The organism is Rhodobaculum claviforme (assembly GCF_016653255.1).
Classification (GTDB): Bacteria; Pseudomonadota; Alphaproteobacteria; order Rhodobacterales; family Rhodobacteraceae; genus Rhodobaculum; species Rhodobaculum claviforme.
Genome location: NZ_NHSD01000109.1, coordinates 1 through 12724 on the forward strand (window position 1 = coordinate 1; position 12724 = coordinate 12724).

Below are 12724 nucleotides of genomic sequence, written 5' to 3' on the forward strand. Positions count from 1 at the left end.
TATCTGGGGCTGACGGGGGCGCGCATGGGGCCGGGCTGTGCGATCCTCGCGGGGTTTGCCGACCACCACATCCCCGAAGGCGCCTGGCCCGAGCTGATCGCCGCGCTGGCGGCGGACGGTGACGCGGGGGCCGTGTCCGACATGGCCGGCCCGCCACCCGACAGCCCGCTGGGCCGCGATGCCCCGGCGATCGGCTGGGCGTTCGGCGCGGCGGATGTGGCGGCCATCACCGCGCGGCTGGCGCGGTGCAGCGGCGACTGGGCGGCCCCGGCGGCCAAGGCGCTGGGGCGCGGCAGCCCGCTGTCGATGGCGATGACGCTGGCGATGCTGGCACGCCCCGACGCCGACCTGCGCGCGGCGCTGGCGCAGGAATACCGCGCCACCCACCGCCTGATCGAGGGGGGCGACTTCGTCGAAGGGGTGCGCGCGTTGATCGTCGACAAGGACAACACGCCGCGCTGGCGCCATCCCGCGCCGGACGCCGTCCCGGCCGCCGAGGTCGCCGGGATGCTGGCCTCCCTCGGCGCGGACGAGCTGGATTTCAAGGAGGAGGAGCAGCCATGAAGATCGCATTCATCGGGCTGGGGAACATGGGCGCGCCGATGGCCGCCAATCTGGCCGCGGCGGGCCACACGGTGACGGGCTTCGATCTGTCCGCTGCCTGTCCCGAGGGCGTCAGCCCGGCCGGCAGCGCCACCGCGGCCGCACAGGGGGCCGAGGTCGTCATCACCATGCTGCCCAACGGCGACATCCTGCGCCGTGTCGCCGCCGAGGTGATCCCGGCCATGCCCGAGGGGGCGGTGCTGCTGGACTGCTCCACCGTGGATGTGGACAGCGCGCGGGCGGTTGCGGCCATGGCCGCCGATGCGGGCCGCCGGGCGGTGGATGCGCCGGTGTCGGGCGGCGTGGGGGGGGCTGCCGCCGGCACGCTGACCTTCATGGCCGGCGGCCCCGCGGACGCGTTCGAGGCCGTGCGCCCGCTGTTCGAGGTCATGGGCCAGAAAGCCGTGCACTGCGGCGACGCGGGCGCGGGGCAGGCGGCCAAGATCTGCAACAACATGATTCTGGGCGTCACCATGATCGCCACCTGCGAGGCCTTCGCGCTGGCCGACAAGCTGGGGCTGGACCGGGCGCGGATGTTCGACGTGGTGTCGACCTCGTCGGGGTACAGCTGGTCGATGAACGCCTATTGCCCGGCGCCGGGGGTGGGGCCGAACAGCCCGGCCGACAATGGCTACAAGCCCGGCTTCGCGGCCGAGCTGATGCTCAAGGACCTGCGGCTGTCGCAACTGGCGGCCGAAAGCGCGGACGCCGACACGCCCATGGGCCTGACCGCGATGCAGCTCTATGAACGGTTCGTGGAGGACGAGGGCGGGCGCGGCAAGGACTTCTCGGCCATGTTGCCGCGGTTCGAGGGGCGCGAGCGCAGCTGACGCCCGGCCCGCGCAGGCGCCACATTGAAAAAGGCCCGCCGTTCACGGCGGGCCTTTTTTGCACCATTGCGGCGGCGCCGCTCAGATCCCCAACGCGCGTGCCGCCCAGATCAGCGCGACCCCCAGCGCCAGTGCCGCAAGACCGATCAGGCGGCGGGTGTCCACGGGGATCCGGGCGATCAGCGCAAGGATCTCCTCCAGACGCGAAGGGGCCAGTGCGAACACCAGCCCCTCCACCACCAGAACCAGCCCGAGGGCCAGCAGGACCAGGCTCATTGACCCAGCATCTCCTCGGTCGCCGTCGGCGACTGGGGCGCGGGGATGTCCTCGGCCGCGGGCGGCTGCGGAGCGCCCAGCGCGGGCATGCCGTCGGTGCGCAGGAAGGCGAAGAAATCGCTGTCCGGGCGCAGCACCATGGAGGTGTTGTCCGCCCGCATCGACCGCTCGTACGCCGTCAGCGACCGGGTGAAGGCAAAGAACTCCGGGTCGCGGCCAAAGGCGTCGGCATAAACCCGGTTGCGCTCGGCGTCGGCCTCACCGCGGATGATCTCGCTGTCGCGGCGGGCGGCGGACACCAGTTCCACCACCGTCCGGTCGGCGAGCGCACGGACCCGCTGTGCGGCCTCGTTGCCGCGGGCGATCTCGTCGGCGGCTTCGCGTTCGCGCTCGGCGCGCATCCGGGCGAAGGTCGCCTCCAGGTTCTGTTCCGGCAGGTCGGTCCGGGTCAGCCGCACGTCGATGACCTGCACGCCCAGCGTCGCCGCCTCGCGCCGCGCCAGGTCGCGGATGCGGTTCATCAGCCCGGTGCGGTCCTCCGACAGCACGGCGCCCGAGGGGACCGAGCCGAGGACCTCGCGGATGGCGGCGTTCAGGATGCGCTCCAGACGCCCCTGGGCCGCGCGCACACCCTCGAGGCCGACGGCCTCGCGGAAGCGCACGACATCGGTGATGCGCCAGCGCAGGAAGGCGTCGACCACCAGCCGGCGATCGTCCAGCGGCGTCACCTCCAGCGGCTGCGATTGCAGCCCGAGGATGCGCGCGTCGTAGCGCACGACCTCCTGGATCAGCGGAATGCGCACGCCCAGGCCGGGCTCGGAGCGCACCTGCTTGACCTGACCGAATTGCAGCACGAGCACGTTTTCACGCTCGTCCACAACGAACAGGGCCGAGAGCGCCAGCGCGGCCGCCACCAGCGCGACGGGAATCAGCAAGGACAGCTTCTTCATCAGTTCGACCCTCCACGGCGCAGGTCATTGAGCGGCAGGAACGGCAACACGCCCGGTCCACCGCCGTCGTCGCCGGTGACGCCGTCGAGGATGACCATGTCGATCTCGCCCAGCACCTTTTCCATCGTCTCCAGGAACATCCGGCGGCGCGTGACCTCCGGCGCGTTGACGTACTCCGACAGCACGGCGAGGAATCGGCTCGCCTCACCCTCGGCGTTGTTGACGGCCTGGGCGCGGTAGCCCTCGGCCTCTTCCAGGATCTGGGCGGCTTCACCGCGTGCGCCGGCCAGGACACGGTTGGCATAGGCGTCGGCCTGGCGCTCCAGGCGGTCACGCTCCTGCCGGGCGGCCTGCACCTCGCGGAAGCTGTCGATCACCTCGCGCGGGGGGTCGGCGCGGTCGAAGTTGACACGGATGATGTTGATCCCCGCCTCGTAGCTGTCGAGCGTGCCTTGCGCGGCCGACCGCAGATCGGCGGCGATGGCGCCCCGGTCGCGGTTGAGGATCGGCGACAGCTCGGAGCGCGCGATGATGTCGCGCATCGCCGATTCCGCCACCGCGCGAACGGTTTCCTGCGGGGTCGAGAGGTTGAACAGGAAGCTTGCCGGATCGGAGATGTTCCAGACGACCTGGAATTCGATGTCCACCACCGCCTCGTCGCGGGTCAGCATCAGGCCGGACGCGAGGCCCTGGCGCGTGGTGCCGACGTCGGTGACGCGCTCGCCGGTCACCTGCACGATCTCGTGGGTGACAAAGGGCCAGGGCGCGAAGTTCAGGCCCGGCGTGCCCGTGCTCATGTAGGAGCCGAACAGCAGCTCCACCGAGCGTTCCTCGGGCTTGACGGTGTAGAACGAGGCGAACAGCCAGCCCACGAACACCAGCCCGAGCACGATCAGACCGCCGCGCTTGCCGAAGCCGCCCATGCCGCCGCCCGGCCCGCCGGTGCCGCCACCGCGGCCCCCCATCAGGACCCGCAGCTGTTCCTGGCCCTTGCGCACCAGATCGTCGATTTCCGGCAGTTGCGGCCCGTCGCCGCCGCCGCCCGGGCGCCGGGGGCCGCCGGGACCGCCGCGGTTGTCACCGCCACCGCCACCGCGTCCGCCCGAGCCACGCCCACCCCAGGGGCCTCCAGTGTTGGACATGAGCACCTGATCCTTCTCTGTTTCGATCTTTGTTCCGACCGCTCCCGGTCAAGTGTACCGCGGGCCCGCGCAATCAAGCGGGGTGCGGCGGGCCATCGCACGCAGGTCTGCTGATACGACACCCGGGCGTTGCCCACAATCAACCGGTCCGCGACCGGCCCGGAATTCCCGGGGCGCAGAATTCCCGAGGCGCAGTGTGACGCCACGGCGCCCGGCGCGCAATGCCGGGGGCATCGCGCGTCGGGGCGGTCGCGGGATTGTCATTGCTGGCGCGGGGCATCCGCCGGGCATGTGCGGGGCAGGCAGGAAAGAGACCGCTCAGTCCTCGCGGTGGACGCGCTCGCGGCGCTCGTGGCGTTCCTGCGCCTCGAGCGTCATGGTGGCGATCGGGCGGGCGTCCAGGCGGCGCAGCGAGATCGGCTCGCCGGTCACCTCGCAATAGCCGTATTCGCCGGCATCGATCCGGCGCAGCGCGGCGTCGATCTTGGACACCAGCTTGCGCTGCCGGTCGCGGGTGCGCAGTTCCAGCGCGCGGTCGGTTTCCTCGCTGGCGCGGTCGGTGATGTCGGGCATGTTGCGCGATCCCGCCGCCAGGCCTTCGAGGGTCTCGCGACTGCCGTTGAGGATGTCGGCCTTCCAGGTCAGCAGCTTGCGGCGGAAATATTCGAGCTGCCGGTCGTTCATGAAGGGTTCGTCCTCGGCGGGACGATAATCCTGCGGAAGAAAGGTCTCGGGCTTCATCCTCGGCTCCCCCTGATCGCCGGCATCGCCTGCGGGCGCCCCCTGCGCGGGGGCCGCGTCTGGCGCTGTTGCGGAGTGTCTGAAACTCATCCGGCACCTCTTTGTGGCGCCGTCCTAGCGGATGGCCCCTGCCTTGTCACTAGGCTTGTGGGCCGTGCGGGGGCGCGCTACGCTCCAGGCTCAATTTTTGGGAAAGCCTCGGGCAGACAATGAAATTCTCCGGCACCGATGCCTATGTGGCCACCGACGACCTGACCGTGGCGGTGAACGCCGCGGTGACGCTGCAACGCCCGCTTCTGGTCAAGGGCGAGCCCGGAACCGGCAAGACCGAGCTGGCCCGCCAGGTGGCGCAGAGCCTGCGCATGCCGCTGATCGAATGGCATGTGAAATCCACGACCCGCGCGGCGCAGGGCCTTTATGAATACGACGCCGTCAGCCGCCTGCGCGACAGCCAGCTGGGCGATCCGCGCGTGGAGGACGTCGCCAACTACATCCGCAAGGGCAAGCTGTGGCAGGCCTTCGAGGCCGAGGAGCGCGTGGTCCTGCTGATCGACGAGATCGACAAGGCCGACATCGAGTTCCCCAACGATCTGCTGCAGGAACTCGACCGGATGGAGTTCTTCGTCTACGAGACCGGCCAGACCGTGGTCGCCCGCCAGCGCCCCGTGGTCATCATCACCTCCAACAACGAAAAGGAGCTGCCGGACGCCTTCCTGCGGCGCTGCTTCTTTCACTACATCCGGTTTCCCGATGCCGACACGCTGCGGCGCATCGTCGAGGTGCATTTCCCCGGCATCAAGGACCGCCTCCTGACCACCGCGCTGACCCAGTTCTACGAGCTGCGCGAGACGCCGGGCCTCAAGAAGAAGCCCTCCACCTCCGAGGTGCTGGACTGGCTGAAGCTGCTGCTGGCCGAGGATCTGGGGGCCGAGGACCTGCAACGGGCGCCGAACCAGATGCTGCCGCGCCTGCATGGCGCGTTGCTGAAGAACGAACAGGACGTGGCGCTGTTCGAACGCCTCGCCTTCATGGCCCGGCGCGGCGGCTGAGGGGCGCCGCGCCGGGGGGGCTCAGGCCGCGTCGGCGGTCGCGGCGCTCTCGGCCAGGAACCGTTCGGCGTCCAGCGCGGCCATGCAGCCCATCCCCGCCGAGGTCACCGCCTGCCGGTAGTGGTCGTCGGTCAGGTCGCCGGCCGCGAACACCCCGGGGATCGAGGTGCGGGTGGTGCCGGGCTCCACCCAGACATAGCCGCCCTCGCGCATCTTCACCTGGTCCTTGACCAGGCTGGACGCCGGGTCGTGGCCGATGGCGATGAAGACGCCGGCACAGGGGATTTCCCGCATGGCGCCGGTCGCGGCATGGCGCAGGCGCACGCCGGTCACGCTTTTCGGATCACTGTCGCCCAGCACCTCGTCGAGGTGGTGGTCCCAGATCACCTCGACCTTGGGGTTGGCGAACAGCCGGTCCTGCATGATCTTCTCGGCGCGCAGGCTGTCGCGGCGGTGCACCAGCGTCACCTTGCTGGCGAAGTTGGTCAGGAACAGCGCCTCCTCGACCGCGGTATTGCCGCCGCCGACCACCACGACCTCCTGCCCGCGATAGAAGAACCCGTCGCAGGTCGCGCAGGCCGAGACCCCGAAGCCCTGGAACGCGGTTTCCGACGGCAGCCCCAGCCAGCGCGCCTGGGCGCCGGTGGCCAGGATCACCGCGTCGGCCGTGTAGGTGGTGCCGCCGTCGCCGCGGGCCACGAAGGGGCGGCGCGACAGGTCCAGGCTGTCGATGTGGTCGGTGATGATCTCGGTGCCCATCTCGCGGGCGTGGGCCTCCATCCGGACCATCAGCTCGGGCCCCATGACGGTGGTGTCGCCGGGCCAGTTCTCGACCTCGGTGGTGATGGTCAGCTGCCCGCCGGGCTGGATGCCCTGCACCAGCACCGGCGCCAGCATGGCGCGGGCGGCATAGACGGCGGCGGTGTAGCCCGCGGGACCCGAGCCGATGATCAGAAGCCGGGTGTGTTTCGTGTCGGCCATGGTGTTCCCTTTCCCCGTGATGTCGTGGGCGTGGGTGTGGTGGTAACGACCGGGGCGGGGTTTTCAACCCGACCCCGGTCCGGCTGGCGGGTCAGCGCATCGCCAGCAGCGGCTGCACCGGCGCGTCCATTGCCGCGACGTAGGGCAGGGCGACGGCCAGCGCCACCACGACGGCGGCCAGCACGGCCAGATGCGCACCCTCGACGCGGGTGATCGGGGCCGGGCCGCCGAAGCTGCAGGCGTTGCCGGGGCACATCTGCGCCTTTTCGCTGGCGAACATGGAATACATCTTGCAGCCGACGCAGATGCCGAAGGCCGCCTCCATGAACATCAGCGCGATGCACACCGTGCACAGCGCCAGCAGCACCGGCCCGGCGGTGTTGAATCCATACACCATCGTGATCGCCACCGTGGCCATCCCCAGCCCCAGCGCCCAGGCAAAGCGCTTCTGCGGGGCGCCGACGTATTCGGGTTCCTGGCCACGGGTGATCAGCCGGCCCAGCACCAGGCTGGGGGCATAGCGCGGGTTGACCAGCACGCGGATCGCGAAATCGACGAAGAACGCCAGCACCACCAGCCGCATCGGGGTGAAGTTGCCCATCTGGAAGGCCTGGGTGAAGGCGATGATGGCCGCGAAGACCAGGATGCCGGCGCCCGCGCGGACCTCGCGTTCATTGAGCACGGGGACCGGGAATTCGTCCATGCGTTCGCCGAATTGAAAGAGTTTCGACATGGGTCTGTCCTTTGCTGGATGCGGTATTGGCGGCACTCGGCCTTACACATAATCAAATATGAATATGTATGGAGCCTGTCAAGCCACATCGCCGAGCGACCCGCTGTCGGGATGTTGCCCGGATGTGAAAGAATATTGCGCAGCACGCGGGGTGCGCCTATGGTCCGCGCGATTCAGCCCCCCAATCCGGAGACGTCCCATGCCGGGCTCGCGCCTTGATCCGATCGACCGCAAGATACTGGCGGAGTTGCAGGCAGATGGGCGCATGACCAACGTCGAACTGGCCCGCCGGGTGGGGATTTCGGCGCCGCCCTGCCTGCGCCGCGTCCGCACGCTGGAGGAACAGGGCTTTCTGCGCGGCTATCACGCCGATGTGGACCCGCGCAGCCTGGGGTTCGAGGTGCAGGTCTTTGCCATGGTGCGCCTGCATGGCCAGGCCGAGGCCGACCTGTCGGCCTTCGAGGCGCTGTGCCGCGACTGGCCGCTGGTGCGCGAATGCCACATGCTGAATGGCGAGATCGACTTCATCCTGAAGTGCATCGCGCCCGACCTCTCCAGCTTCCAGCGCTTCCTGACCGAGGAGCTGACGGCGGCGGAAAACGTGGCCTCGGTCAAGACATCGCTGGTGATCCGCTGCGCCAAGGAGGCCCCCGGCGTGCCCTTCGAGGTGCTGGAGGCGCGGCTGGCGCAGCAGGCCTGAGGGGGCTCAGCCCGCGCGCAGGAACGCCGGGCGGTCGGGTTCGGACAGATCGGGCGCATGGGCGTATCCGCCGGTATCGAACGCCGTCAGCGCCGCGGGGGTGTCGATGCGGTGCTCCATCACGAAGCGCGCCATCGCGCCGCGCGCCTTCTTGGCGTAGAAGCTGACGATCTTCGGCCCGCCGGGGCGGTCCTCCAAGAATACCGGGGTGATCACCCGCAGCCGCAACGCATCGCTGTCCACCGCGCCGAAATATTCCTGGCTGGCGCAGTTCACCAGCCAGTCGCTGCCCGCCGCCGCCCCGGCCGCATTCAGCGCGCGCGCGATCCGGTCGCCCCAGAAGGCATAGAGGTCGCGCCCGGCGGGCGTCTCCATCCTTGTGCCCATCTCCAGCCGGTAGGGCTGGATCGCATCCATCGGCCGCAGCACGCCATAGAGCCCCGACAGGATGCGCAGGTGCCCCTCGGCCCAGCGCAGCGCGTCGTCGGACAGGCTGCGCGCCTCCAGCCCGGCATAGGTGTCGCCGGCAAAGGCAAAGGCGGCGGGGCGCACCGCCGCAGGGTCGGGATCGGCCGCGAAGTCGCGGAACCGTTCCGCGTTCAGCCGCGCCAGCTGCGGGCTCAGCTTCATCATCCGCGCCAGGTCGTCGGCCGAGAGCCCCCGTGCCAGGTCGGCCAGTTCCCGCGCCTGCGCGCCGAACTCCGGCGCGGTGGGCGTGCCCGGCACCTCCGACCAGTCCAGCCGCTTGGCCGGCGAGATCACCACGATCATCCCGTTCCCTCCGTCATGTCGCCCGCCGCCGCCCTGCGACAGCCGCCCCGCGACACCTGCCTGCGAAACCCGGTTGCCCTCGGGCGCCGGGGGCCTTACCTCTGGCTCCGACCGTAACCCCGGGGGGCGCCGATGTCTTCGCTGATCCAGATCGTCATGCTGATCCTCGATGTGGTCTGGTTCATCGTGATTGTCCACGTCATCCTGTCGTGGCTGATCAATTTCCAGGTCCTCAGCCTGCGCCAGCCGCTGGTGGCGCAATTCTGGGACGGGCTGAACCGGGTGCTGGAGCCGCTCTATGGCCGGATCCGGCGGGTGCTGCCGGACATGGGCGGGATCGATCTGGCGCCGCTGGTGCTGCTGGTGGGGATCTATGCGCTGCGGATCATCATCATCAACAACGCGCCGATGCTGATCGGCGCCGTCTAGGCCGATGTCCGCCCCGCGCCCCGAACCGGCCGAGCTTCTGCGCTCGGTCTTCGGCTTTTCCGACTTCCGCCCCGGTCAGGAGGAGATCGTCGACGCCGTCCGCGACGGCCGCGACACGCTGGCGATCATGCCCACGGGGGGCGGCAAGTCGCTGTGTTTCCAGCTGCCCGCGCTGTGCCGGCCCGGTGTGACGCTGGTGATCTCTCCCCTGATCGCCCTGATGCGCGATCAGGTCCGCGCCCTGCGCGAGGCCGGTGTGGGCGCCGGCGCGCTGACCTCGGGCAACACCGAGGAAGAGACCGAGGCGGTGTTCGACCTGATCGAGGCGGGCAAGCTGAAGCTTCTCTACATGGCGCCGGAGCGGCTGGCCTCGGGCGGGGCGCAGGCGCTGTTGCGGCGCGCGCGCGTCGGCCTGATCGCGGTGGACGAGGCGCATTGCGTCAGCCAGTGGGGCCATGATTTCCGCCCCGATTACCTGCGCATCGGGGAATTGCGCAGCGCGCTGGGCGTGCCGCTTGCGGCCTTCACCGCCACGGCCGATGCCGAAACCCAGGCCGAAATCGTCACCCGCCTGTTCGGCGGCACCCCGCCTGCGACCTTCCTGCGCGGGTTCGACCGGCCCAACATCCGGCTGGCCTTCGCCGCCAAGGCCCGCCCCCGCGCCCAGATCGAGGCGTTCGCCGCCGCCCGGCGCGGCCAGTCCGGCATCGTCTATTGCGCCACCCGCGCGCGCACCGAAACCCTCGCGCAGGCGCTGTGCGAGGGCGGGCACACCGCCATCGCCTATCACGCCGGCATGGCCGCCGAGGAACGCCGCCTGGCCGAGACGCGCTTCCAGCAGGACGACGGGCTGATCGTGGTGGCCACCATCGCCTTCGGCATGGGCATCGACAAACCCGACATCCGCTGGGTCGCGCATTCCGACCTGCCGAAATCCATCGAGGGGTATTACCAGGAGATCGGCCGTGCGGGCCGCGACGGGGCGCCCGCCGACACGCTGACCCTGTTCGGCCCCGACGACATCCGCCTGCGCCGCGCCCAGATCGACGAGGGCCTCGCGCCGCCCGAGCGCAAGGAGGCCGACCACGCCCGCCTCAATGCCCTTCTGGGCCTGGCCGAGGCCACCGCCTGCCGCCGCCAGATCCTGCTGGGCTATTTCGGCGAGGACAGTGACCCCTGCGGCAACTGCGACCTGTGCGAGCGCCCCGCGAAACTGTTCGACGCCACCCAGGCGGTGCGCAAGGCGCTGTCGGCCGCGCTGCGCACGGGCGAAAGCTTTGGCGCCGGGCATCTGATCGACATCCTCACGGGGACCGCGACGGACAAGGTCACCGCGCGCGGTCACGACCGCCTGCCGACCTTCGGGGTGGGCCGCGAGCTGGGCCGCGCCGGCTGGCAGGCGGTGTTTCGCCAGATGATGGGCCGCGACCTGATCCGCCCCGACACCGAGCGCCACGGCGCGCTGCGGATGACCGACGCCGCCCGCCCCGTCCTGCGCGGCGAGGAAACGGTCATGCTGCGCCAGGACAGCATCGAGGCCGCCCGCGCCGCCGCCCGCCCCGAGCCGAAGGCGCTGGTGGACGAGGCCGACGAGGGCCTGCTGGCCGCGCTGAAGGCCAAGCGCCGTGCCCTGGCCGAGGCCGCGCGCGTGCCCGCCTATGTGATCTTTCCCGACCGCACGCTGATCGAGATGGCCCAGCGCCGCCCCCGGACGATGGATGACATGGCCGCGATCACCGGGGTGGGGGCGGCCAAGCTCGACCGCTATGGCGGCACGTTTCTGGCGGTGATCACCGGCGATGCGCCCGCGCCGATGCACCCGGCGCGCAAGGCGCTGGCTGGGCGCGATGCGGGGGCGCTGTTTGACCGGCTGATGGCCGCGCAGCAGCGGCTGGCGCGCGGGGATGACGGCACCGGCAAGCCGCTGTCCTGCTCGCCGACCGAATTGCGCCGCATCGCGCAGGCGCGCCCGGCCACCCTGTCGGACCTCGGGCGGGTCGGCGGGCTGGGCGCGCCCAGGCTGGAGCGGTTCGGCGCGGCCTTCCTGCACGAGATCGCCCGGGATATGGAAGCCGAGGCCGACGGCACCGGCTGAGCGTCCGGGCCGCGCCGGGGCGGGGGCGTTTGGGTCGGGCGGGCAGGGGGACCGGATGCGCATCGCCACCTTCAACGTGCAGAACCTGCGGTTGCGGCGTGGCCCCGGTGGCGGCACGCTGGATGGCGCATATGATGGCGATGCGGTCGTCCCGCACGGGGGGGCGGCCGTCGATGCCGCCGACAGGCGGTTGACGGCGGCGGTGATCGCAGGGCTTGATGCGGATGTGATCTGCCTGCAGGAGGTCTATGACCTGCCCAGCCTCGATCATTTCCACGATGCGTTCCTGCGGCCCCTGGGCGTGGGGCCGTGGCCGTACCGGGTGTGCCTGCCCGGCAACGACGGTCACGGCCGCGACATCGCCGTGATGAGCCGCCGCCCCCTCGCCGAGGTCGCCTCTCATGCCGCCCTGACGGCGGCGGATCTGGGGTTGGCGGATCTGGGGTTGGCGGATCCGGGGTTGGCCGATCCGGGGTTGGTGGACCGGCCGGTGTTCTGCCGCGACTGCCTGCGGCTGCGGGTGGGGACGCTGACGCTGTTCGTGGTCCACTTCAAGGCGCCCTGGCCCGACCCCGCCGCCGCCTACGCCGCCCAGCGGCTGGAGGCCCTGGCCGTGCGCGCGTTGGTCGCGCGTCGCCTTGCGCTGGATGCGGATGCGCTGTGGCTGGTGCTGGGCGATTTCAACGAACCCGCCGATGCGCCCCGGCCCCGTGCCGTCGCGCCCCTGTTGGCGCCCTTCGGTTGCGACCTGATGGCGCGACTGCCCGAGGGCGAACGCTGGACCTATCACCTGGCGGAGGCGGGGGTGGTCTCGTGCCCCGACGGGATGCTGGCCGCGCCGGCACTGGCGCGCCGCTGGCCGCAGGCGCGCCCCGAGGTTCACCGCCATGGCATGCCCGCGTGCGCGGGCGGCGGCGCGCGGCTGTGCGGCGTGGGCGCCGAGCGGCCCCATGCGAGCGACCACGCGGCCCTGGTGATCGATCTGCCGGGGCTTTGATGAGGCAAGAGGAGGGCGCGATGATCCTGTGCGGCGGCGAAAACCTGATGGACCTCCTGCCCGAGGCGCCTGATCCGGCGGCGACCCCGGATCGCGCGCTGCGGTTCCGTGCCGTTCCGGGGGGCGCGCCATGCAATTGCGCGCGCGCGCTGGCGCGGCTGGGGACGGCGGCGGGGTATCTGGCGCCGGTGTCCACCGATGCGTTCGGTGCGGCGCTGGCCGAGGGGCTGGAGCGCGATGGCGTGGTGCTGGCGGGGGGGCGCTCGGATCTGCCGACGGCGCTGGCGGTGGTCACGCTGACCGAGGGGGGGCCGGTCTATGCCTTCCACCGAGAGGGGACGGCGGACCGCGACGTCACCCCCGCCGGCCTTCTGGAGGCGCTGCCCGAGGATGCGGCCGCGCTGTGCCTGAGCGGGATGGCGCTGGC

15 protein-coding genes are annotated in these 12724 nt (G+C 70.9%); 8 read left to right on the forward strand and 7 right to left on the reverse strand.

Annotation, left to right across the window (positions count from 1 at the left end):
• Window positions 1–564: enoyl-CoA hydratase/isomerase family protein (locus CCR87_RS02385; protein WP_201155793.1), on the forward strand; the 564-nt coding region annotated here is incomplete at its 5' end.
• Window positions 561–1433 (forward strand): 3-hydroxyisobutyrate dehydrogenase, encoded by an 873-nt coding sequence (gene mmsB, locus CCR87_RS02390; protein ID WP_201155795.1) that lies wholly within the window; start codon window positions 561–563, stop codon window positions 1431–1433. The genes CCR87_RS02385 and mmsB, both read left to right, overlap by 4 nt.
• Window positions 1434–1514: 81 nt before the next feature.
• Here the strand turns inward: mmsB and CCR87_RS02395 are convergent, their stop codons facing one another.
• The 4 genes from CCR87_RS02395 to dksA form a co-directional block, all read right to left on the reverse strand.
• Window positions 1515–1709: a DUF2065 family protein gene (locus CCR87_RS02395; RefSeq protein ID WP_201155797.1), complete on the reverse strand. Its 195-nt coding sequence runs from the start codon at window positions 1707–1709 to the stop codon at window positions 1515–1517.
• Window positions 1706–2659 carry a protease modulator HflC gene (gene hflC / locus CCR87_RS02400; RefSeq protein ID WP_201155800.1) on the reverse strand — a complete coding sequence of 318 codons (954 nt, stop codon included), beginning with the start codon at window positions 2657–2659 and terminating at the stop codon, window positions 1706–1708. The genes CCR87_RS02395 and hflC overlap by 4 nt, the downstream gene beginning before the upstream one ends.
• Complete coding sequence (hflK, locus tag CCR87_RS02405; RefSeq protein WP_201155801.1) at window positions 2659–3801, reverse strand: FtsH protease activity modulator HflK; 1143 nt, start codon at window positions 3799–3801, stop codon at window positions 2659–2661. Before hflK ends, hflC begins: the two co-directional genes overlap by 1 nt.
• A 318-nt stretch (window positions 3802–4119) precedes the next feature.
• Window positions 4120–4542: an RNA polymerase-binding protein DksA gene (dksA, locus tag CCR87_RS02410; protein ID WP_201155803.1), complete on the reverse strand. Its 423-nt coding sequence runs from the start codon at window positions 4540–4542 to the stop codon at window positions 4120–4122.
• A gap of 209 nt (window positions 4543–4751) precedes the next feature.
• On the opposite strand from dksA, the gene CCR87_RS02415 reads away from it, so the two are divergent.
• Window positions 4752–5591, forward strand: a complete 840-nt coding sequence (locus CCR87_RS02415) for an AAA family ATPase (RefSeq protein ID WP_201155805.1) — start codon at window positions 4752–4754, stop codon at window positions 5589–5591.
• Window positions 5592–5612: 21 nt separating this feature from the next.
• Here the strand turns inward: CCR87_RS02415 and trxB are convergent, their stop codons facing one another.
• The gene (gene trxB, locus CCR87_RS02420) at window positions 5613–6572 is read right to left on the reverse strand and encodes a thioredoxin-disulfide reductase (protein ID WP_201155807.1); all 960 of its coding nucleotides are present in this window, start codon (window positions 6570–6572) and stop codon (window positions 5613–5615) included.
• 91 nt (window positions 6573–6663) lie between these two features.
• Window positions 6664–7305 (reverse strand): DUF4395 domain-containing protein, encoded by a 642-nt coding sequence (locus tag CCR87_RS02425; RefSeq protein ID WP_201155809.1) that lies wholly within the window; start codon window positions 7303–7305, stop codon window positions 6664–6666.
• Between the two features lie 199 nt (window positions 7306–7504).
• Here CCR87_RS02425 and CCR87_RS02430 point away from each other — a divergent pair, with 199 nt between their 5' ends.
• Entirely contained in the window at window positions 7505–8005 is a 501-nt protein-coding gene (locus CCR87_RS02430; protein WP_201155811.1) for an Lrp/AsnC family transcriptional regulator, read from the forward strand.
• A gap of 6 nt (window positions 8006–8011) precedes the next feature.
• On the opposite strand, the gene yaaA is transcribed toward CCR87_RS02430, so the two are convergent.
• Window positions 8012–8776: a peroxide stress protein YaaA gene (gene yaaA, locus CCR87_RS02435; RefSeq protein WP_201155813.1), complete on the reverse strand. Its 765-nt coding sequence runs from the start codon at window positions 8774–8776 to the stop codon at window positions 8012–8014.
• Window positions 8777–8908: 132 nt separating this feature from the next.
• Between yaaA and CCR87_RS02440 the strand changes: the two genes are divergently transcribed.
• The 4 genes from CCR87_RS02440 to CCR87_RS02455 form a co-directional block, all read left to right on the forward strand.
• Window positions 8909–9205: a YggT family protein gene (locus CCR87_RS02440; protein WP_201155815.1), complete on the forward strand. Its 297-nt coding sequence runs from the start codon at window positions 8909–8911 to the stop codon at window positions 9203–9205.
• A gap of 4 nt (window positions 9206–9209) precedes the next feature.
• Window positions 9210–11300 carry a DNA helicase RecQ gene (gene recQ, locus CCR87_RS02445; protein WP_201155817.1) on the forward strand — a complete coding sequence of 697 codons (2091 nt, stop codon included), beginning with the start codon at window positions 9210–9212 and terminating at the stop codon, window positions 11298–11300.
• Window positions 11301–11355: 55 nt separating this feature from the next.
• Complete coding sequence (locus CCR87_RS02450; protein ID WP_201155819.1) at window positions 11356–12297, forward strand: endonuclease/exonuclease/phosphatase family protein; 942 nt, start codon at window positions 11356–11358, stop codon at window positions 12295–12297.
• A partial coding sequence (locus CCR87_RS02455) for a PfkB family carbohydrate kinase (RefSeq protein ID WP_242511810.1) occupies window positions 12297–12724 on the forward strand: 428 nt, incomplete at its 3' end. The genes CCR87_RS02450 and CCR87_RS02455, both read left to right, overlap by 1 nt.

Excerpts from the sequence above, each read along its gene's own strand:
- dksA (WP_201155803.1), bottom strand. The coding sequence starts at position 4,542 with ATGAAGCCCGAGACCTTTCTTCCGCAGGATTATCGTCCCGCCGAGGAC.
- trxB (WP_201155807.1), bottom strand. The coding sequence starts at position 6,572 with ATGGCCGACACGAAACACACCCGGCTTCTGATCATCGGCTCGGGTCCC.
- yaaA (WP_201155813.1), bottom strand. The coding sequence starts at position 8,776 with ATGATCGTGGTGATCTCGCCGGCCAAGCGGCTGGACTGGTCGGAGGTG.
- hflK (WP_201155801.1), bottom strand. The coding sequence starts at position 3,801 with ATGTCCAACACTGGAGGCCCCTGGGGTGGGCGTGGCTCGGGCGGACGC.
- CCR87_RS02395 (WP_201155797.1), bottom strand. The coding sequence starts at position 1,709 with ATGAGCCTGGTCCTGCTGGCCCTCGGGCTGGTTCTGGTGGTGGAGGGG.
- CCR87_RS02450 (WP_201155819.1), top strand. The coding sequence starts at position 11,356 with ATGCGCATCGCCACCTTCAACGTGCAGAACCTGCGGTTGCGGCGTGGC.
- CCR87_RS02425 (WP_201155809.1), bottom strand. The coding sequence starts at position 7,305 with ATGTCGAAACTCTTTCAATTCGGCGAACGCATGGACGAATTCCCGGTC.
- recQ (WP_201155817.1), top strand. The coding sequence starts at position 9,210 with ATGTCCGCCCCGCGCCCCGAACCGGCCGAGCTTCTGCGCTCGGTCTTC.
- hflC (WP_201155800.1), bottom strand. The coding sequence starts at position 2,659 with ATGAAGAAGCTGTCCTTGCTGATTCCCGTCGCGCTGGTGGCGGCCGCG.
- CCR87_RS02415 (WP_201155805.1), top strand. The coding sequence starts at position 4,752 with ATGAAATTCTCCGGCACCGATGCCTATGTGGCCACCGACGACCTGACC.
- CCR87_RS02430 (WP_201155811.1), top strand. The coding sequence starts at position 7,505 with ATGCCGGGCTCGCGCCTTGATCCGATCGACCGCAAGATACTGGCGGAG.
- CCR87_RS02440 (WP_201155815.1), top strand. The coding sequence starts at position 8,909 with ATGTCTTCGCTGATCCAGATCGTCATGCTGATCCTCGATGTGGTCTGG.
- mmsB (WP_201155795.1), top strand. The coding sequence starts at position 561 with ATGAAGATCGCATTCATCGGGCTGGGGAACATGGGCGCGCCGATGGCC.